This window comes from Tenacibaculum sp. Bg11-29, from assembly GCF_002836595.1.
In the GTDB taxonomy this organism is placed as follows: Bacteria; Bacteroidota; Bacteroidia; order Flavobacteriales; family Flavobacteriaceae; genus Polaribacter.
This window is the reverse complement of record NZ_PJBB01000003.1, coordinates 3549304-3572752: the sequence shown is the minus strand read 5'-3', so window position 1 is coordinate 3572752 and position 23449 is coordinate 3549304. Positions and strand designations below refer to the sequence as shown.

Below are 23449 nucleotides of genomic sequence, written 5' to 3'. Positions count from 1 at the left end.
AATATTGCGCTCCTAAAATAGAACAAGTATAGTTTCATACTGCTGTTTTTTAGGTTTTTAATTAATGAAAATGAATTTATTTTTAAGTATTTTAAAGAATAATTTTTCAACACTTTTATGATACACAACAATACCATTATAGTATATAAAAAATTAGTGTTACTATTCGCTTTTATAGTGGTAACACTTAATTCGGTAGGGCAAAGCCTAGAATCTATAACAACGATAAAAACTGCGCAGAAAAAAACGATTGCCGTAGATTATTTAGGAGAAGGAGCAGGCGCAAGTGCCATTTTGGGTTTCTTTTTTTTAGATATTGATACTGATAATGATGGTTTACCAGATTTTTATGAAACGAATCCGGGAGACGATTTAGATGGTGATGGATTAATTAATAGTATAGATCCGGATGATGATAATGATGGGATTATTGATGCGCTAGATGTGCAACCAGCCGGAGTTACCTCGATGCCATCTTCCTATTTTGTAAATGGACCCAACGCTGCAGCTAATGGAAATACAAATGGTGATTATTGGCAGTTTTTACCGAATAGTATTAGTAGTTCAGGGGCATATTCAGGTTATTATGAACACCCAGGCGTGTATTTGTATATAGATAATAACAGTAATAATATTCCTGATGTTTTAGAGTATACTGCAGGTAGTAATAAAATGCCTCCATATACGGTAGATAAGGGAGTTGCTACTTCTCATATAACCAATGGAAGTTTTTTAGGACTTTTGGGAGATTATAATTATTCAGGATCGCCAAGCGGTAATACACATATTACAGGGCGTACTATTTTTTATATGTGTGATGATGATTCAGGATTGTCTGAAACAGCTAATTATACTAGTAATTCTCCATATTCATATTCTGATATATATAATAGTATAAATGGTCAAGTAGATTATAATATTTATGATACAACAGATCCTCAAAGTATCGATATTCCTAAAGCAATTTTAGGAACGGATGCAGTTGGGGTTGATTATTATAAATATAGATGGTTTGATGATATAGTGGTAAGCCCAAATAGAGAATTAGTTTTTTTTAATTCCGTTTTTTGGAGTATCGCAGGTTCACAAGTAAATACCTATTATTCCAAAACAGCATTCAATCCAGACGATGCAAGACCTTCATATTCTAGAAATGGAGCAACGACAGGTGATAATTATGGAGGAAGTACACTATTAAATTGGTATCCTCAATTTCAAAATGTAGCTGATCATAATAGGTTGGCTGCAGATGTTTTTGGAGCAGGAACCACTTGGGCTATGATTGCAACTTCTCCAACCGACGGAACTCCTGTAGTGGCTTCTCCTCCGGCAACTCAAGATTGGGTGGATACCTATGAGAATTGGACGGAAAGCACACAAATTGTTCAATATAGAGGAGTGAGAGATTGGTTTGCTCTTACTGGAGCCAATGTAAATAATTTGATTGATCAACGATATAGTCATGACCTAACTACGGATGCACGAAGCATAATTGTAAGAGTGAAAAATGGGAAGACACCTCATTTGATGGTGGTATCTCCTACAACAGATCCTAATAGTTTTATAATTGGGGTAGAAGATTTATATTGGGGTGGTGATAGGGATTATCAAGATGAAATATTTTATGTAACATTTAATGAAAATGTTACTATCTGTGCAACTAAAACCGATATTTATACAGCGAATCAATGTACAGGAGATATAGCATATGAGGTAGAGATTAAAAATGTAGGGATTCTTACAGCAACAAATGTTGTGTTTAATGATACACCAGATGCAAACACAACATTACAAGTAGGTTCAGTAACTACAACAACAGGAACCGTTGTTGTTGGTAATACCCTAGGAAATACAAGTACACAGGTAAATATAGGTAATATAGCTACAGGAGGTACAGTAACCATAAAATTTAATGTAACGGTTAATGGAGGAGTTTTTCCTACAACAACCACGGTTTCAAACCAAGGTACTATTTCGGGAAGTAATTTTATAGATGTTTTAACTAGTGACCCTGACGCCTTAACGCATTTTGTTGCAACAGAAAGTGATTTAACAGCGGTGATAGATAATATTGCCCCAACGATAACTTGCCCCGCAAATCAAACAGCAAATTTCGATGTAAACTGCCAATACACCTTATTAGATTATACTGCATTAGCAACCGCGACGGATAATTGTACCGCTGTAGTTACAATCACCCAAAGTCCTGCTATTGGAACGGTAGTAACGGCAGATACGACAATTACACTAACCGCAGATGATGGAAATGGAAACACAACGGATTGTACTTTTGATGTAACTATTACAGATAATATAGCACCAGCGATAATTTGCCCCGCAAATCAAGCAGCAAATTTCGATGTAAACTGCCAATACACCTTATTAGATTATACTGCATTAGCAACCGGGACAGATAATTGTACTGCTGCAGTAACGGTAACACAAAGCCCTGCTATTGGAACAGTAGTAACAACAGATACGACCATTACGCTAACTGCGGATGATGGAAATGGAAACACAACGGATTGTACTTTTGATGTAATAATTACTGATAACATTCCTCCAGCGATAATTTGCCCCGCAAATCAAGCAGCAAATTTCGATGTAAACTGCCAATACACCTTATTAGATTATACAGGATTAGCAACGGCAACTGATAATTGTACCGCTGCAGTAACGGTAACACAAAGTCCTGCTATTGGAACAATTGTAACGACTGATACGACGATTACACTAACTGCGGATGATGGAAACGGAAACACAACGGATTGTACTTTTGATGTAACCATAAGTGATAACATTCCTCCAGCGATAATTTGCCCCGCAAATCAAACAGCAAATTTTGATGTAAACTGCCAATACACCTTATTAGATTATACAGGATTAGCAACCGCGACGGATAATTGTACAGCTGCAGTAACGGTAACACAAAGTCCTGCTATTGGAACTGTAGTAACTGCAGATACCACAATTACTTTAACTGCGGATGATGGAAATGGAAACACAACAGATTGTACTTTTGATGTAACCATAACTGATAACATTCCTCCAGCGATAACTTGCCCTGCAAATCAAACAGCAAATTTCGATGTAAACTGCCAATACACCTTATTAGATTATACTGCATTAGCAACGGCAACAGATAATTGTACTGCTGCAGTAATGGTAACACAAAGCCCAATACCAGGAACAGTAGTAGCGACTGATACGACGATTACACTAACTGCTGACGACGGAAATGGAAACACAACAGATTGTACTTTCGATGTTATTATTACTGATAACATTCCTCCAAGTATAACTTGCCCCGCAAATCAAGCAGCAAATTTCGATGTAAACTGCCAATACACCATATTAGATTATACAGGATTAGCAACCGCGACGGATAATTGTACAGCGGTAGTAGCGGTAACACAAAGCCCTGCTATTGGAACAGTAGTAACAACAGATACGACCATTACGCTAACTGCGGATGATGGAAATGGAAACACAACAGATTGTACTTTTGATGTAACCATAACTGATAACATTGCACCAGCGATAATCTGCCCTGCAAATCAAACAGCAAATTTTGATACAAACTGTCAATACACCTTATTAGATTATACAGGATTAGCAACGGCAAGTGATAATTGTACAGCTGCAGTAACGGTAACGCAAAGTCCAGTTGCAGGAACTATAGTAACAGCTGATACCACTATTACACTAACTGTGGATGATGGGAATGGAAATACAACAGATTGTACTTTTGATGTAATAATTACTGATAACATTGCTCCAACGATAATCTGCCCCGTAAATCAAACAGCAAATTTTGATGTAAACTGCCAATACACCTTATTAGATTACACAGGATTAGCAACGGCAAGTGATAATTGTACAGTGGTAGTAACGGTAACACAAAGTCCTGCTATTGGAACGGTAGTAACGGCAGATACAACAATTACTTTAACTGCGGATGATGGAAATGGAAATACAACAGATTGTACTTTTGATGTAACCATAACTGATAACATTCCTCCATCGATAATCTGCCCCGCAAATCAAATAGCAAACTTCGATGTAAATTGCCAATACACCTTATTAGATTACACAGGATTAGCAACTGCGACGGATAATTGTACAGCGGTAGTTACAGTAACGCAAAGTCCTGCTATGGGAACAATTGTAACGACTGATACCACTATTACACTAACCGCAGATGACGGAAATGGAAACACAACAGATTGTACTTTTGATGTAATAATTACTGATAACATTCCTCCAGCGATAACTTGCCCTGCAAATCAAACAGCAAATTTTGATACAAATTGCCAATACACCTTATTAGATTATACAGGATTAGCAACCGCAACCGATAATTGTACAGCGGTAGTTACAGTAACGCAAAGCCCAGTTGCTGGAACAGTAGTAACAGCTGATACCACAATTACTTTAACCGCAGACGACGGAAATGGAAATACAACAGATTGTACTTTTGATGTAATAATTACTGATAACATTCCTCCATCGATAACTTGCCCTGCAAATCAAACAGCTAACTTCGATGTAAACTGCCAATACACCTTATTAGATTATACAGGATTAGCAACTGCAACAGATAATTGTACCGCTGCAGTAACAGTAACGCAAAGTCCTGCTATTGGAACTGTAGTAACTGCAGATACCACAATTACTTTAACTGCGGATGATGGAAATGGAAACACAACAGATTGTACTTTTGATGTAACCATAACTGATAACATTCCTCCAGTAATAATCTGCCCCGTAAATCAAACAGCTAACTTCGATACAAACTGCCAATACATATTATTAGATTATACTGCATTGGCAACTGCAACGGATAATTGTACCGCTGTAGTAACGGTAACACAAAGCCCCGCTGCAGGAACTATAGTAACAGCTGATACCACTATTACGCTAACCGCAGACGACGGAAATGGAAACACAACGGATTGTACTTTTGATGTAATAATTACTGATAACATTCCTCCAGCGATAATCTGCCCCGTAAATCAAACAGCTAACTTCGATACAAACTGCCAATACACCTTATTAGATTATACAGGATTAGCAACCGCAACGGATAATTGTACCGCTGCAGTTACAATCACACAAAGTCCAGTTGCAGGAACAATTGTAACAACTGATACGACGATTATGCTAACTGCGGATGATGGAAACGGAAACATGACGAATTGTACTTTTGATGTTACCATTACCGATAATATTGCACCAAGTATAGCCTGCCCAGCTAATCAAGCTGCAAATTTTGATGTAAACTGTCAATACACCTTATTAGATTATACAGGGTTAGCAACTGCAACAGATAATTGTACCGCTGTAGTTACAGTAACGCAAAGTCCAATCGCAGGAACAGTAGTAACGACTGATACGACGATTACGCTAACTGCGGATGATGGAAATGGAAATACGACGGATTGTACTTTTGATGTAATAATTACTGATACTATTGTGCCGATTGAAATAGCAGCAGCATTACCTGACGTGGTTAATTTTTGTAAAGTAGAAAATATTATTGCGCCAACAGCAATGGATAATTGTGATGGATTAATTATAGGTGTTACCACAGAATCATTTCCAATTATAACATCAACAACAATAACCTGGGAATATATAGATAGTAGTGGTAATGTTACAACACAAAATCAAAAAGTAATAGTTACAGATAGCAATCCACCTATTCCAGATGCTGTGTCTTTAGAAACGTTAAACATACCATGTATTTTAAATAGTTTAACGCCTCCAACAGCAACTGATGACTGTAAGGGACGTATTACAGGAATAACTACAACTAGTTTCCCTATAAGTTCGTCTACACAAATTGCATGGGTTTTTAGTGATGGCATAAATGAAGTTACTCAATATCAACAAATAAATATAATAGATAGTACTCCTATAAATTATAGAATTTCAGGTAACACAAATACATCAGGTAATACGGCAACTGTAACGGTTACTATAAAAGGATCGGAATATGTAAACTACAGTGCTTATCTAGAAAATACTAGTGGTTGGAAGTTGATGAATAATGATAAGGGAAGTTTTTCGGTTGTTTTTGAAAATGTTGAGGTACCAGACAATGGATTAAAAGTAATCCGTTTAAGAAGTGAGGATGGTTGTTGGCAAGAAACTATAAATGTTTATTTACTTAGGTATAATGAGTTTTTCACACCAAATAATGATGGTGTAAATGATACATGGAATATTTTTGGGCTAGCAAATATAGATCCGAATGCAAAAATTGAAATATTTGATCGATTTGGTAAGCTAATAAACAAGGTAACACCAGCTGATATTGGTTGGGATGGTTCTTATAATGGCGCTTTAATGCCCGGTAATGATTATTGGTTTAAAGTAGATTATAAAGAAAGTGATAGCGAAGGAAATCAATTTTTAAGAAATGCTTCAGGACATTTTTCACTGTTAAGAAGATAAGCTTTGTTTTAAAATAGTAGGAATACCTCATGATTGTTAATTGTGAGGTGTTTTTTTTGCAACAATTTGTAGAGGTAAAGATATAGATATGTATTTTCTAAGCATGCTTGTAAACTACAATGTCGGTTCGAGCGCAGTCGAGAACTATTAGGTTGTTAAATATAGGTTTTCAAACTTGTTTTGCTACTTTTTGATTGTGGTATTTAATAACAATACGTCATTGCGATGGAGGTACGGAAGAAGCAATCTGTTTTATTTAAAAATAGGTTTCGACTGCGCTCAACCTAACATGAAGACCTCACAGGTTTCTAAAACCTGTGAGGTCTATTAGTATCCCAACTTTATGACCTTGTCTCCATTAAATAATAAAAAAAGACTTATTATTACCTTATTCCTAGTATTTTGCCGAGGGAAGCAAAAATAAACATCAAATTACACCATAGAATGAAAAAACCAACTATCAATATAGGTATTTTGGCACATGTAGATGCTGGTAAAACAACACTTACCGAGCATTTTTTATACAATTCAGGCGCTATAAGAACACTAGGGAGTGTAGATAAAGGATCTACCAATACTGATAGTTTAGCTATTGAAAAAGAGCGTGGAATTTCTATAAAAGCCGCGACTACTTCATTTGAATGGAAAGACACGAAGATTAATTTAATTGATACGCCTGGTCACGTAGATTTTTCTAGTGAAGTTGAACGTGCATTGTGTGTTGTTGATGCAGCAATATTAGTGGTTTCGGCAGTAGAAGGGGTACAGGCGCACACCTTGAATATTTGGGATTCATTACAAGAATTACAAATACCAACCATTATTTTTATTAATAAGATTGACCGTCAAGGTGCCGATGCAGAAACAACAATAACTCAGATAGAACGTGATTTAAAAACAAAAGCAGTAGTGTTATACGCTTCTGAAAATGATGGATTAACAAATGCTACAATAACGCCTGTTTTTAATGCGGATGTTGTTACTGAAATTAAAGAAAAATCAATTGAGCATATTTTAGATTGTGATGAGCATTTATTAACACGTTTTTTAAATTCTGAACCAATTACCGATAATGAATATGTAAAGAGTATTCGTGATTTAACAATAAATAATAAAATTACACCTGTTTACACAGGTATTGCTAAGAATAATATTGGGGTAACCGAACTTTTAGATGGGATAATAGCCTATTGTAAAACCTCTAAAACGAATACTACAAAAGAGTTATCAGCTTTTGTTTTTAAGTTAGAGCATCATAAAGTTTTTGGTACGATGGCGTATGTAAAAGTTTTTTCAGGTGAATTATCTTCTAAGAGTACTATTTACAATGCTACGCAACAGTTAGAAACTAAAATTAATCAAACAAAAGAATTACACAATACAAAATACATTGATAATGTTGTTTTAAAATCAGGTGATATTGGTATAATAACAGGAGTTTTAGGAACAAAATCGGGAGATGTTTTAGGGAGCCCAACAGGGATTCCGAAATTACCTCAATTACATATTCCTGTATTAAGTGTTCAGGTGATTCCTGATAATAATGCCGATTATAATTTGTTAGCAGATGCTTTGCAACAACTAGATAAAGAGGATCCTTCTTTAAATTTTAAATGGTTTAAGGCAGAGAAGGAGCTGCAATTGTTGTTAATGGGACAAATGCAAATTGAAATTTTAGAACATGTTTTAAAAGAACGTTTTTTAATTAACGCTAGTTTTACCGATCCTCAGGTAGTATATAAAGAAACAATTAGTGAAAAAGCAGAAGGCTATATAAGATATTGGATGCCAAAACCTTGTTGGGCAATTATGACGTTTTTAATTGAGCCTGCTCCGTTAAACTCAGGAGTTAGCTATCGTAGTGTTGTTTCACAAAATGACGTGCATATTAAATATCAAAATGAAATTGAGCGCACCATTCCGAAAGCTTTAGCGCAAGGAATTTTAGGGTGGGAGGTAACTGATGTGAAAATAACCTTGATAAAAGGAGAAGATCATAACGTGCATTCGAGACCAGGTGATTTTAATTTAGCAACGCCGATGGGAATTATGCAAGGGTTAAAAATTGGTGGAACACATTTATTAGAGCCTATATTAAGTTTTGAAATTAAAGCGGATGAATCGTTGTTAGGAAAAATAACATCAGAATTAAGTACACGAAGGGCTAGTTTTGATACTCCAGAGTTTATTGATGAGGTATTTAGTTTAAAAGGACGAATCCCTGTAGCAACATCATTAGATTTTAGTCGAAAATTAAATTCAATAACTAGTGGTAAATCAAGACTTAGATTACAATTTTACGGGTATGATACTTGTCCTAAAGGAGAAGGTATTATTAGTGACTATAAAGGTGTGAATCCATTAGATGAAGCTCAGTGGATATTACACCGCCGTGGTGCTTATAAAGCTGATGAACGGGTAATATGATCTTGTAATCGTCATTGCGATGGAGGTACGGAAGAAGCAATCTATTTCATTGAAGTTTGAGCATAGGTTTCGACTGCGCTCAAACTGACATATTAAAATAAACAGACTACTTCACATTATTTTATGTTGTTCGTAGTAACGTATATAATAAATACACGTCATTGCGATGGAGGTACGGAAGAAGCAATCTGTTTCATTGGAGTTTGAGCATAGGTTTCGACTGCGCTCAACCTGAGATATTAAAATAAACAGACTACTTCACATTATTTTATGTTGTTCGTAGTAACGTATATAATAAATACATGTCATTGCGATGGAGGTACGGAAGAAGCAATCTGTTTCATTGGAATTTGAGCATAGGTTTCGACTGCGCTCAACCAGACATTCCCCAAGATGTTTCAATTAAAATATAAGTAATTATCTACTGACCTATAAATAAATTCACTATTATATTTAATAGGATTAAGTTGTTGGTAATCAGTTTTTAAAAGTGTTTTATTATAATTAAATAAAAAATAATAATAAATATTTGGTAAACTAGACGAGTGGTCATACATTTGTAAAGTATTTCAATAACTATGTCAAAAACTTTAAAACACGATGCTAAATCAGATTACCTTTTAGATAAAGGTATAGCATTATTGTGGTCTAAAGGATATAATGCAACCAGCGTTAATGACATTGTTAAGTTAGCTGAAATACCAAAAGGTTCCTTTTATTTTTATTTTGATAGTAAAGAAGATTTTGTAGTTAAGGCTATAGAAAAATATTTCAATCAGCAGTTTGTACCTGCATTAGAAATTTTAGAGAATAAAGACCTTTCACCTAAAGAGCGATTAATTGCTTTTTATGAGTTTAGATCGAATACACTTAGGGAAGAGCTAAATTGTAAAATGGGATGTTTGGGATGTAACTTAGCAAATGAAGTGGCAGAACATAGTGAAGCAATTAGAGCTATTATTGCCAATAAAGGTTCTTTAATTAAAACGCATATTGCAAATGTTATAGAAGAAGCACAAGAGTTAGGAGAAATGCAAAAAACGATGGATCCAAGAGATTTAGCTGAGTTTATTGAAGATGCAGGTAAGGGTGCAATGACAACAATGAAAGAAATGAAAGATGCATATCCTATTGTAAATTTCACAAAAATGGTAACCACCATTTTATTAAAATAATTTTTTTAACACATAATAGATGACTGGTCGCTTTTTTAAAGTAATCAAGTCGAAAACAATAATTATATAAACACAAATAACAATAAACGACTGGTCAATTAATTAAAGATATGAATGCACTAAAAAAAATAAGTAACGCGTCAAACAGATTTGCCAAACAATGGGCAGAGTTTGTAATTAAAAACAAATGGGCCGTATTAATAGGGTCATTAATACTAGCAATGGGACTAGCGTCTCAAGGTAAAATGGAATTTGATGGAGATTATCATGTATTCTTTAGTAAATCAAATCCAGAATTAGAGGCGTTCGATGCGCTGCAAGAAAAGTATACTAAAGATGATAATGTAGTTATCGTATTATCTCCATCGAATCGTAATGTTTTTACAAAAGAGAACTTAACTGCAATTGAAGAATTAACCAAAAGTTCTTGGAATACACCATATTCATCAAGAGTAGATGCGCTAACAAACTTTCAGCATACAAGAGCAGAAGGAGATGATTTGTTTGTTGAAGATTTATCGTATGAATCTTCATTAAAATCAGCTGAAGAAATAGCCGAAATTAAAAGAAGGGCACTTAAAGAGCCTCTTTTAGTAAATAGAATTTTAAACACAACAGGAAGCGTTACTGCTGTTAACATAACAGTAAAATTACCTGGAATAGATAGTGCGAAAGAAATTCCGGAAGTAACAGCTTCAGTTAGAAAAATGATTGAAGAATTTCAAGAGAAATATCCAAATTTTAAAGTGCATACTTCTGGTTTGGTGCCATTAAATACGGCATTTTTTGAATCTTCTATGAACGATATGGGCTTAACATTAATCATGTTAATCATTGTAATTATTACCACGTTAATACTAACAAGAAATATTTGGAGTACGTTAGCAACATTGGTAGTTGTATTATTCTCTATAATGAGTGCCATTGGGTTTGTAGGAATAATGGGAATTAAATTAACACCTCCATCAGCTGTTTTTCCTACCATGATTTTAACATTGGCAGTTGCAGATAGTATTCATATTCTTATTACAATGCTACAGAAAATGAGAGTAGACGGGCTGAGCAAAGTTGATGCTTTGGTTGAATCTATCAGACTAAATTTTATGCCAGTTTTTATTACAAGTTTAACAACTGTAATCGGGTTTTTAACCATGAATTTTGGTGATGTTCCTCCGTTTTGGGATTTAGGAAATGTTACGGCATTTGGGATGACAATGGCATTTTTATTTTCTACGACTGCATTGCCTGCAATAATGTCAATTTTCCCTGTAAAATCAAAGAAAGTAGCTACTGTTGTAGTAACAAAGAAAAACAGGTATTCGCAATTTGGTAATTATGTTGTAAAACAGCCAGTAAAACTAACCGTTATTTCTGTGGTAGTAATTGGAGTATTAGGGTTTTTAGCTACAAAAAATGAGTTTAACGATGAATTTATCAATTATTTTGATAAAAGTGTAAAGTTTAGAACAGATACCGATTATATAAGCGAAAATTTAACTGGTATTTACAATGTAGAGTTTTCAATTGGTAGTGGAGAAAGTGGTGGAATTAATAATCCAACTTATTTGAAAAAATTAAATGGTTTTGAAAACTGGTTAAATGAACAACCAGAAGTTATTCACGTAAATGCTTTTAGTGAAGTTGCAAGACGTGTAAATAGATCTATGCATGGTGATAACGAAGCCTATTATAAAGTACCAGATAATAGAGAAGAGGCTGCACAATACTTATTACTATATGAATTATCATTACCCTTCGGATTGGATTTAAACAATCAAATTAATGTAGATAAATCTGAATCTAGAGTTACTGTTACCTTAAAAAATATTGACAGTCCACAAATGATTGCTTTTGCAAATAGAGGAGAACAATGGTTAAAAGATAACGCTCCTAAAGAAATGCATGCATTAGGTGTAAGTCCAATGTTGATGTTTTCTAAATTAGGTTTTAGACAAGCGGATAGCATGCTTAAAGGAAACATTATTGCACTAATTTTAATTTCATTGATTTTGATGTTTGCCTTACGAAGCTTCAAATTAGGATTATTAAGTATAATACCAAATGTTACTCCTGTAATTATTGGGTTCGGAATCTGGGCAATGTATAAAGCACAAATAAACACTGGGATGGTGGTTGTTTTTGGAATGACCTTGGGAATTATTGTAGATGACACCGTTCATTTTATGAGTAAATTTTTAAGAGCAAGAAGAGAGTTAGGTTATACCGCGAAAGAAGCAGTTGTTTATGCTTTTGAAACTGTAGGGAAGGCTTTAGTTACAACAACTGTTGTTTTATTAGCAGGTTTTGCAGTACTGTCAACATCATCATTTGCATTAAATAGTTCTATGGCTAGAATTACAGTCGTAATTATTCTGTCAGCACTAATCATCGATTTTATTTTATTGCCGTCATTATTAATTTTAACGAGCAAGAAAAACAAGTCTTTAAAAGAAGAAAATTAAATAATTTAAATAGAAACAACATCATGAAAAAAATAATTTTATCATTAATAGCAGTTGCTACTCTTGGAGCTACTTTTGCACAATCAGCAGCAGAAAAAGGATTGGAAGTTGCAAAAAAAGCGGAATTAGCAGATACTGGTTTTAAAAGTTCTACCGTAAATTTAAAAATGACCTTAAAAAATAAAAATGGTCAAACAAGCGAAAGGTCATTAACCACTAAAACATTTGAACTTCAAGAAGATGGAGATAAATCGTTAATCGTTTTTAACAGTCCGAGAGACGTTAAAGGTACAGCAACATTAACTTTTACACATAAAAAAGGATCTGATGACCAATGGCTGTTTTTACCCTCTATAAAAAGAGTAAAAAGAATTTCATCGAATAATAAATCAGGGCCATTTGTAGGAAGTGAGTTTGCTTATGAAGATTTATCATCGCAAGAAGTAGAAAAATATACCTACAAATTTATTGAAGAAAAAGGAAATTTGGTCATTGTAGAACAAGATCCTGTTGATCCAAAATCGGGTTACACAAGAAGGTTGGTAACCTACAACAAAGATAAAGGGTATAGAATGGAAAAAGTTGAATTTTATGACCGCAAAAATTCTTTACTAAAAACGTTAACCTATTCAAAATACAAATTATATAAGAATAAGTTTTGGAGAGCAGGTGAGTTTAATATGATAAACAAACAAAGTAATAAGGAAACAAAATTAGAATTTACTGAGTATGATTTTAATGTTCAATTAACAGAAGAAGATTTCTCTCAAGTTGCTTTAAAGAGAGCTGGTAAATAAAAATATAAATACTCGTGGCTGTTTTCGTTTTATACAGTTTTGATTGATTTTTAAAACAGCTATCGGGTATTTTTAAATTGAATAGAATGAAAATTAATAGATTATTAGTTGCTGGTATATTCTTGTTATTGGTTTCGGGATTACATGTTTCGGCACAAACTGAAAAGAGAAAAAAAACAGTTCATGAATTTGAATTAGAAGCAGAAGGGGAGTATAGATACTTTTATAATGATGCTCAATTTAATGGTCAGAAAAATCATTTTCCTGCATTCGCATTTACACCAAAATATACAGTTGAATGGAATAAAGGACGTGAGAGCATTAATTTTACTAGTTTTGTAAGGTTTGATATTGATAATAAAAGAACCCATTGGGATGTTAGAGAATTGTATTATCAAAAAGCAAAAGGAAAGTGGGAGTTAAACATTGGTCTTAAAAAAGTGTATTGGGGGGTTACGGAAAGTAATCATTTAGTTGATATAATTAATCAAACCGATCAAGTTGAATCATTTGATGGGGAAGAAAAATTAGGGCAACCGATGGTTCAGTTTACTTGGAGTAGTGAGAATTTTGGAAACCTTGATTTTTTCTATTTGCCTTATCATCGTAAAAGGGAGTTTAGTGGTGCTAAAGGAAGATTGCGTTTTCCTGTTTTATTAGATAAAAATGCGCTTTCTTATGAAAGTAAAGCTGAAGAATGGAGGCAAGACGTAGCTGTAAGATGGAGCCATTATATAGGTGCTTTTGACATTGGAATTTCTCATTTTTATGGAAATGGAAGGGAACCTTTATTTATATTTAATCAACAAGGTGGTATCAATGCTTTTTATCCCGTAATTAATCAAACAGGATTAGATTTACAAATTACGCACAATGCTTTCTTATGGAAGTTAGAAGCTATTTATAGAACCGCTAAAGCACAAGATTTTTTAGCCATTGTTGCAGGTTTAGAATATACTTTTAATAATATAGATAATAATGGTTTAGATATTGGTTTTATTGGAGAATATTTATATGATGAACGTGATGAATTGGCATTAACAAGTATGCAAAATGATTTGTTTATTGGTAGTAGAATTGCTTTTAATGATACGAAAGATACTTCAATTTTAATAGGCGGAATAATGGATTTAGAGCAATCAAGTAAAATCTTTAGTATTGAAGCTTCTAGAAGAATAGGAAATAGCTGGAAAGCAGAAATTGAAGCTAGAATTTTTAGTTCAATTAGCGATAATGAACTTATTTTATCAAATTTTAAAGAAGATAGTTTCGTTAAATTATCTGTTTCAAAATTCTTCTAAAAGTAAATTTTTAGATACTTATTTTATAAAAAAATAGCATTGTAATTGAGGCACGAAAAAAGCAATCTGTTTAATTGTAGTCTATATTATAATTTTGCATTTTAACAAAAGACTATTTTACATCCCTTTGTTTTATTTTTTGTGGTGTATAAAAAAAACAGCGTAGTTACTACTTTTTAAAAGTGTTACTGCACTGTTTTTTGTTATATTTATTATTGGTAATTTTACCTTAATACCCTAAGTAAAGCACTTGTTTTTAGTCAATACACTGTTCACATTTACCTTGTAGTAATAATTGAGAGATATCTATTTTACGATTAGGGATATTTGGAATAAGAATATCGGTAGATAAACAATCTACTTTACCACAATCTGAGCATTGAAAATGTGGATGCACATCGTGGTGTTCAGCATGGGAACAATCACTGCATTTAGCATACCATTTATGACCATTTTTTCCCAGAAATGAGTGTAAAACACCATCGTCTTCTAATTTTTCTAAAACCCGATATATAGTGGTTTTATTCATCTTTAAACTAAGACGTTCTATTAGCATGACTACTGAAATAGCACTTGAGTTTTTATCAAACTCTTCAAGTAATATTTTAACTGATTTTGTTTTTCTTAAGATCCCCATGTTACAAATGTAATAAAAAATTAACGCAACTTAGTTGCTGTATTGTTGTTTTTGCTTATATTTGCAACTCAGTTGCATTACTGTATCGGGATATATTTTCCCTTTTTAAGTATTGTATGTTTTAGTTTATTAAAATTGAGCCTTTTAGATCTTAAAAATCTTTTATTTTCTTTGAAAGGGTTATTAAAAGATCGTAGATTTACTAGGCCAATTTTTTTATTTGATTATCAGTATATTATTTCTATAGAGCTATTTATCTAGATTTGCTTCACATTTTTAACTATAATAACAAGCTTAAAAAAAGTAAAGTTATGTAGCTGTAAATAATTTTCCAGTATTTATTTGTGCATGAGAGGTTAAGGTAGGGTAGAGGCTTGTATTTATTTTGTTACCTCTTTACTCATCATTTATTTTTCGACCTAAATATACTATTGTACTACCGGTATCGATGTTATTATTGTTTTCAGAAATAATATTTAATTGGTTTTTTGAAGATTTAATGAATAGTGGAATTACTTTTTCATCATTTTTAACTTTATTAATAAACTTAATGTATTCTTCTTTAGTTTCAACTTCTAATTCATGAATAGTAGGATTTGTTCTTGCTACTTCAGATAATGATAAGAAATTGTTGGTACATGAAAATATTTCATTTTTTAAGCTAGTATCATTTTCATGAACTTCACTTTGAGCTGAAATTCTATACGCTCCGTTTTCTCCAAATTGATTTTTAAATTTTTCAATTGCATACTTATTAATACCAGTATTTCCTGTTAAAGCTATTAAATAACCTATGTTATTTAACTCTATATTATCAACCAATTCATCAGAGTATATATCAACATTTAACGCCTCTATACCTAACTTGTTTGCTTTGTTTATATTTTCTTTATTTGTATCTATTAAAACAACTTGTTTACCTATTTTATTAAAATATTTGGCAATTACTCTAGAAGCTTCAGAAGCACCTATAATTAATATCCCTTCAGATTTTTTTAAAAAAACGCCTGTTATTTTTGATATGAACCTTGCTGTAGTTGCATTTAGTAGTACAGTACCTAGCACAATCATAAATACTAATGGTGTAATATATTCAGCACCTGCTATACCTTCTTTAGCTAATTTTAAACCAAATAAAGATGCTATACCTGCAGCAACAATACCTCTTGGTCCAACCCAGCTAATAAATAATTTTTCATTAAATTTTAAAGTCGAGTTAATAGTAGATAAGAAGACACCCAAAGGTCTAATTATAAAGACTACAGATGCAAAAAGAAGTAATGTTTGCCAGTTATAAATAAGAAGTAAATCTTTTATATTTATGTTGGCAGATAGTAGTATAAAAAGAATAGAAATTAATAATACACTTAACGATTCTTTAAAATATAGTAATTCTTTTAGTTGTGGTAAATTAGAGTTTCCTAAAACCATACCCATTACAACAACGGCTAATAATCCTGATTCATGGGCAAAAGTATCTGATAGTACAAAAACACCTAAAACTGATGCTAATACAAAAACATTTAATAAATAATGTGGTATTAATTTTTTCTTCATGGCAAAAATAAGCCCACTAGCAAATGTGAAGCCAAAAGTAGTACCGAATAAAACAATTTTACCAAACTCTATTAAAGCGGTTTTGGTAAAGGTATGACCACCACCTACACTAATAAATTCAAAGACCAAAACAGCAACTAAGGCTCCTATAGGATCAATTAAAATTCCTTCCCATTTTAAAACAGCAGCTATGTCTTTTTTTAAAGGAATGTTTCGTAAAATAGGGGTAATTACTGTGGGGCCTGTAACAATAATTAATCCCGAAAAAAGAAATGATATTTCCCAACTTAAATTAAATATGTAGTAAACAGCTATTGCTGCTCCAAAAAAAGTAACAGCTGACCCTAGTGTTATTAATTTAGTAATTACAGGTCCTACATTTTTTACTTCACTTAATTTTAAAGTTAAACCTCCTTCAAAAAGAATAATACTAATTGCTAGGGAAACAAAATAGAACAAGCTTTCACCAGGAAAAAGACCTTTTTGACCATTCCAAACTGGCTCAATCCATTTATTTCCATCAGCACTTAAAAACTCAGAAGCTATTGGCCCTACTAATAAACCTATTAATATTAATGGTAGAATAGCAGGTATTTTAAATTTCCATGCTACCCACTGTGCTAGTATACCTAGTATTATAATTCCTGCTAATTCTACCATTATGTTTTAGATATTAAATTTTATGTTTTGTGTCTCATGTATATTAATTACTTAATCGGAGGACTATGTTTTGTGTTTAATAAAAAGTTACTAGACCTGTATGAATATCATACATAGCACCGACTATTTTAATTGCATTTTCATCTTCCATTTCTTTTAAAACTGTACTCTGAGTACGAATGTTATCAATAGTTAAATGAACATTTTTTTCTGCTACAGTATTTACAAAACCGATATTACTAGAATTTCTTAAACTTAAATCTGTTGGTTCCGTTACCGCTTCAACAGCTGGCTTTATTTTACTAATTAATTTTGTTAAGTTACCTAATTCAGCGTTATCACAAGCTCCTTTTACTGCTCCGCAAGCGGTATGACCTAAAACTACAATAACTTTTGTACCTGCTAGTTTACAAGCAAATTCCATACTTCCTAAAATATCTTCGTTTACAATGTTACCTGCAACTCTTGCACTAAAAATATCTCCAATTCCTTGATCGAAAATTAACTCAGATGAAACTCTAGAGTCTATACAGCTTAAAATTGTTGCAAATGGATATTGTCCTGTACTTGTATCTAAAACTTGATCTAATAAAATTCTTTCTACAGCGTTATTTGTTTGAAATCTTTTATTTCCTTCTTTTAATAAATTTACAGCATTTTCTGGACTTATTGCTGCTTGTGTTTCTTTTGTATGTGCTTTCATACTATTTTTATGTTGTTAAAATAAGTGAACAATCAATGTTTTTAATTAAATCATTAATATTCGACTTTATTGAGTTTATGTTTTCTCTGTCTACAAAAAGTAAATTAGTATTACTTTTTAATAAATAGTTAGATATATCTTTTAAACTATTATCTGCTTTATCAAAAACATATTGAATTGTTTCTTTATCTTTAAAAAGACTTTCTTCGTCTAATATTTCAGCATCTTTTGTAGTCTTAAAAGACGTTAAAGGTTTTTTAGTAGAACTAATTATATCTTTGGTAAGCTTATTAATAGATTTAACATTATTAAGTAACCCTAAAGATAATTCTTCATTAGGGTCTAACGTATTTTTATCATCAGCGATTACAATTATTCCTTTATGTTTTTTTAAGATAAATTGTGTAATATTATCGCCCATAAAGCTAACTGTTTTAGGTTTTCTCTTTCCTAAAATAACGATATCTGGCTGATTATCTTCAATATATTTCTCTATCTCGTTTTTTACATTTCCAATAACAAATGAATGATTAATAGCTACGTTATATTTATTAGCTATAGGAGTAATTAAATCTTTCATTTTTTTATCAGTAGCAATGTATTCGCTATTAATAGCTCTCATGGCTGATAATTGATTCTCATTACTTACAACTTCCGTAGGTTTTTTAACATATAAGAAGTTAATATTAGTATCTACAATCTTAGCTAAACTAACACTGCTTTTTAATATTTTATTGGTAGTCTCATTTAAATTAGAAAGCACTAAAATTTTATATTCATTATTTTTCATATCGTATAAAATTTAGGCAGTTTTTGGTCTTAATTTAAAAAACTCAATAAAACTATCTGGATTTTCAGTAACTCCTCTTTCTGAAATTAATTTAATGTCAATATTTCTTTCTTTAGCTTTAAAAGCAAAATCTTCTAATATTTCAATGATATCGTTATCTAAATATCTAGTTTTTCTTACATCTAATTCTAAAAATGTATCTATAGGTAAACGATCTAACTCTTTTAAAATAGCTCCTTTGTTAAAAAAGGTAACTTCTTCGGCAAGTGTCATTTTTATTTTGTGCTTTCCATTACTTTTATCTTCAATATGTAAGAAGTGTGAATTCTGAAAACTTTTAATTAAGATTACAACAATTCCAACAGCTAATCCTAAGCTAATTCCCCAAAGTAAGTTGATAAAAACAATACCTAAAACAGTTACTGTAAATGGTATGAATTGTTTCCATCCCATTTGGTACATTTTTATAAATAACCCTGGTTTTGCAAGCTTATAACCAACAATTAAAAGAATAGCAGCTAATACTGATAACGGAATCATATTTAATAATTTTGGTATAAGTACTACAGAGGTTAATAATAAAAAACCATGAATTATTGTTGATAATTTAGAACGTCCACCAGATTGAATATTGGCAGAACTACGTACAATTACTTGTGTTATTGGTAAACCTCCAATTAAACCAGAAATAATGTTTCCAGTTCCTTGTGCTAGTAATTCTCTATTTGTTGGAGTTACATTTTTATGTGGGTCTATTTTATCTGTAGCTTCTACAGATAAAAGTGTTTCTAAACTTGCTACTAAGGCAATAGTAAAGGCAACTATCCATACATTAGGATTTGTGATTGCAGAAAAATTAGGAAAACTAAATTGACCAAAGAAAGAATCTATACTATCAGGAATTGGTACACTAACTAAGTGAGATGTTTCTATACCAAACATAGTGTTACCTTGGGTTACAGTAAAGAATATAATACCAACGACTACCGCTACTAAAGGACCTTGAATAATTTGAAAAACTTTTCCTTTTTTAGATAATACTTTATCCCAAAACAATAAAATTGCTAAACCAATAAACCCAATAGTCATTGAACCTATTGTAATATTATCAAAAATCTGTAAAATTAATGAAAATGAATTTTCTCCAGAGGTTTCAATAAAGCTATCTGCTCCTTCAGGTTCAGAATCATAACCGAAAAAATGAGGTATTTGCTTTAAAATAATAATAATTCCAATACCTGTTAACATTCCTTTTATAACTGATGATGGAAAGTAGTAACCAATAATACCTGCTTTTAAAATACTAAAAACAATTTGAATAACTCCTCCTAAAACTACAGCAACTAAAAAGTTTTCATAAGCTCCTAAATCTCCAATAGCAGATAATACAATTGCAGCTAAACCAGCTGCAGGACCACTTACTCCAATTTTAGAACCACTTAATGCTCCTACTACTATTCCTCCAATAATTCCTGCTATTACTCCAGAAAATAATGGAGCTCCACTAGCTAATGCAATACCTAAACATAATGGTAATGCAACAAAAAACACGACTACACTTGCTGGTAAGTCATTTTTAATACTCTTAAACATATTATATATTATTTGTTCTTAGTTATTTAAAACTAAGATTTATTTAAACTGATAAATTTTTTATAAGGCAAAAAACTAAACTATAATATGTTTAGAATCAGGTGGAGGAGAAATGATGTTTAAATGAGGTTTGGTATAATTTTTAACAAAATATACCAAGTTATTTTCAGTTGTCGTTAAAAACAATTGAGATTGATTAAGAATTGTAGAAGTAAAATAAATTTGAATATTTAAACCTTCTTCGTTATTTTTTTCTTCTTCTTCAGAAATAGAAAAAATAACAGAAAGGTCAATAGTGCTATCAACTACCATAATAATTGTTGGTGCAGTTATAAACAATAAAAAGGCTACTGAAAAAAATATAGCTTTTACCTTTTTTGACATTCAATTTTCTATTTAATGAGTACAAATATAATAATACTTTTTTAAATGATAGTATAACTATCATTTAAAATGGTTAAACTTTTTTATATTTGGAGCTTATTAGGTGTTAATTATTTTAAAATATGAGCATAGAAATTAAGATATCATTAAATGATGGACTGTATTTAAAAGAGCCTCAAGAGTCAAAACTAGGTCGGAACATTATAAAACACAGTATATTGATGATTGATGAATTTGGTTTTGAGTGTTTTAATTTTAAGAAGTTAGCTAAAGAAATAAATTCAACAGAAGCATCTATATATAGGTATTTTGAAAATAAACATTTATTATTACTTTTCTTAGTAAACTGGTATTGGGAGTGGGTTAGTTATCTTATAAAAATAAATACTATGAATATTGATAACCCTAGAAAAATACTAAAAATAATTATCCATTCATTTGTTTCTGCGTCTAAAGATAATCCTGGGGTTATTTATGTAAATGAAAGCAGGTTACATAATATTGTTATTTCTGAAGGAATGAAAGCTTATCATACAAAAGAAGTAGATAAAGAGCGTTCTAAAGGTTTTTTTAAAAGTTATGAAAACCTAGTAAAATCAGTATCTGATATTATAAAAGAAATTAATTCAGATTTTAAATTTCCTTTTGCTTTAGCTACAAATTTATTTGAAATGTCTAATAATCAAATATATTTTGCAAAACACCTTCCGAAATTAACTGATGTCTCAATAGATAAAGATGATGTAAATCAAGTTGAAGACATGTTAAATTATTTCGCAGATAAATTATTGGTTTAAAATTTATTGTGAATTTTATTTTGGAGATATAAGTTTAGTTGGGGTTAAGGATTTCTTCTTATTTTAATTTCTATCTGACAGTTAATTCCGGAGTTATTTAAAATGTCAGCAATGTTTTTAAAAATAGGGAAGTGGTCGCACCAAGATTTTGATTGCGTATAAATTATTTTTTTATGATCGTTAACCATGTTCAAGAGTTCGTTCGTTGTACATTTAATTGCAGATTTTAATATTGAAATATTTTTATTTTTAAACGGAATTTCTAAATAAAAATATTCTTCTAAATCTTGAGTTTTTAATTCAAAAAGGTAAATCCAATCAACACCAGGGGAAGAGCCCATCATTTCGAATTTATCAAATGTTTTGGAAATCATTAAAGGACCAGCACCAACCCATCCGCCTCTTTTAGCATTAGATAAGTATTTTTGAGATTTCCTACACCAACTTATGGTGTAACATAGTTTATGTTCACTAATTGTTTCTTTAAGCCCACAAAAAAGATATCCGCCATTATTTGTATTATATTCATCTTCAAAATGTTTATCTGTCTCTAATAAAATTTTATTTAAAATCTCAGTTGATATTTTTAGCTTAGAATCTGAATTAACATATTTTACCGAACGAATTAGATTTTTTAAACTATTTATCTCAAAATCATTTGATGAGTTTTTTAAAAGTACGTTTAAGTAAGGGAGAATTTCTACTTTATGTTTAATTTTTAATAATGTATCTAGTGAGGAATTCATTAAAAACATTAAACTATTATATTCTTTTTCGCTAGAGGAGCAACTTTCAGGAAAACCTTCAAACACTTTGTTATTATATTTAGTTTTAATCCAGTTAAATATCTGTATACAAGTGTTTTTAGATATTATTGAATTATCGTGTTTCTTTAGGTAAATTAAATCATTTAGTAATTCAATACCTTTGTTCCATGTTGTTTTATTTTTAGTAAAATGTTTTAATAGTTTTAGAATATAGCTTTCTAAAAGATGAATACTAATACCTGGTTGTAGTTTTGGAAAATAGTTAGTTAAATTAACCATGGTTTTTTCAAATTTTGTTTGACTAGGTGTTTTAGGTTTTAAATTTACTTTTTTCACATCCCTTTCTTTAGGAAATTTGAAGGTTCCATCGAGTATTGAAGCTAAAGCTGCTGCATTACTATTTCCCAGCAATGCACTTTGTTTTAAATAAACTAACGCTTTTTTTGTGTCTGATTTATGAAAATATGTATATCCTACTGTAAAATTCCAAAGAGAATCTGTTTTTCCTGCTTCAGAAACTTTATAAAGAGTTTCAAGAGCTTTGTCATAGTCACCAATATCACTATAAGCTCTTCCAAGATGATTAATTAACGAAAATGTTAACGTGTTTTGGGATAAGTTAGAAATTATTTCAATAATTTTAGAGTATTCCTTTTGGTTATATAGCTTATCTAATTGATTTATTATTTCTACACTCATGTTAAATTTCTATTTATTAAAAATTGTATGAACTCTTTTACCTTAACAATGGGGATTATCATTGGTTTAGATGCTTAAAATTTTTATAGGTTATTTTATAAGTAGGCGCCATTTGTTTTATTCCTCTTTGTATAAGTTTAATGTTTATAGCATTAATTTTTCAATATATCTTTTTAAAACTGATAATTTTTTTCTGAATTACCCTATAAATAACTTATCTATTTACATCAAGTAAAAGAGA

Annotated in this window: 14 protein-coding genes; 7 read left to right on the top strand and 7 right to left on the bottom strand. The window is 31.3% G+C overall.

Annotation, left to right across the window (positions count from 1 at the left end; all coding sequences use genetic code 11):
* Positions 1-117: 117 nt before the first annotated feature.
* The 6 genes from CXF68_RS16215 (at position 118) to CXF68_RS16190 (ending at position 14621) form a co-directional block, all read left to right on the top strand.
* Positions 118-6459 (top strand): T9SS type B sorting domain-containing protein, encoded by a 6342-nt coding sequence (locus CXF68_RS16215; protein ID WP_101046162.1) that lies wholly within the window; start codon positions 118-120, stop codon positions 6457-6459.
* 444 nt (positions 6460-6903) lie between these two features.
* Positions 6904-8886, top strand: coding sequence for a translation factor GTPase family protein (locus tag CXF68_RS16210; RefSeq protein WP_101046161.1), 1983 nt, complete (start codon positions 6904-6906; stop codon positions 8884-8886).
* Between the two features lie 578 nt (positions 8887-9464).
* Positions 9465-10061: a TetR/AcrR family transcriptional regulator gene (locus CXF68_RS16205; RefSeq protein WP_101046160.1), complete on the top strand. Its 597-nt coding sequence runs from the start codon at positions 9465-9467 to the stop codon at positions 10059-10061.
* Positions 10062-10171: 110 nt separating this feature from the next.
* Complete coding sequence (locus tag CXF68_RS16200; protein ID WP_101046159.1) at positions 10172-12523, top strand: RND family transporter; 2352 nt, start codon at positions 10172-10174, stop codon at positions 12521-12523.
* 23 nt (positions 12524-12546) lie between these two features.
* Positions 12547-13320: an outer membrane lipoprotein-sorting protein gene (locus CXF68_RS16195; RefSeq protein ID WP_101046158.1), complete on the top strand. Its 774-nt coding sequence runs from the start codon at positions 12547-12549 to the stop codon at positions 13318-13320.
* 86 nt (positions 13321-13406) lie between these two features.
* The gene (locus CXF68_RS16190; protein ID WP_101046157.1) at positions 13407-14621 is read left to right on the top strand and encodes a hypothetical protein; all 1215 of its coding nucleotides are present in this window, start codon (positions 13407-13409) and stop codon (positions 14619-14621) included.
* A gap of 256 nt (positions 14622-14877) precedes the next feature.
* Here CXF68_RS16190 and CXF68_RS16185 read toward each other — a convergent pair whose 3' ends face one another.
* The 6 genes from CXF68_RS16185 to CXF68_RS16160 form a co-directional block, all read right to left on the bottom strand.
* Positions 14878-15258: a Fur family transcriptional regulator gene (locus tag CXF68_RS16185; protein ID WP_101046156.1), complete on the bottom strand. Its 381-nt coding sequence runs from the start codon at positions 15256-15258 to the stop codon at positions 14878-14880.
* A gap of 396 nt (positions 15259-15654) precedes the next feature.
* A complete protein-coding gene (locus CXF68_RS16180) occupies positions 15655-17475 on the bottom strand; it encodes a sodium:proton antiporter (protein ID WP_101046155.1) in 1821 nt (606 codons plus the stop codon).
* A 76-nt stretch (positions 17476-17551) separates the two neighbouring features.
* Positions 17552-18178, bottom strand: a complete 627-nt coding sequence (locus tag CXF68_RS16175) for a carbonic anhydrase family protein (RefSeq protein WP_101046154.1) — start codon at positions 18176-18178, stop codon at positions 17552-17554.
* A gap of 7 nt (positions 18179-18185) precedes the next feature.
* Positions 18186-18968, bottom strand: coding sequence for a universal stress protein (locus tag CXF68_RS16170; RefSeq protein WP_101046153.1), 783 nt, complete (start codon positions 18966-18968; stop codon positions 18186-18188).
* A 12-nt stretch (positions 18969-18980) separates the two neighbouring features.
* Entirely contained in the window at positions 18981-20561 is a 1581-nt protein-coding gene (locus tag CXF68_RS16165; protein WP_101046152.1) for a SulP family inorganic anion transporter, read from the bottom strand.
* 75 nt (positions 20562-20636) lie between these two features.
* Entirely contained in the window at positions 20637-20945 is a 309-nt protein-coding gene (locus CXF68_RS16160; protein ID WP_101046151.1) for a hypothetical protein, read from the bottom strand.
* Between the two features lie 122 nt (positions 20946-21067).
* On the opposite strand from CXF68_RS16160, the gene CXF68_RS16155 reads away from it, so the two are divergent.
* Positions 21068-21742 (top strand): TetR/AcrR family transcriptional regulator, encoded by a 675-nt coding sequence (locus CXF68_RS16155; protein ID WP_101046150.1) that lies wholly within the window; start codon positions 21068-21070, stop codon positions 21740-21742.
* A gap of 44 nt (positions 21743-21786) precedes the next feature.
* On the opposite strand, the gene CXF68_RS16150 is transcribed toward CXF68_RS16155, so the two are convergent.
* Complete coding sequence (locus CXF68_RS16150; RefSeq protein ID WP_101046149.1) at positions 21787-23208, bottom strand: hypothetical protein; 1422 nt, start codon at positions 23206-23208, stop codon at positions 21787-21789.
* Positions 23209-23449: the final 241 nt, after the last annotated feature.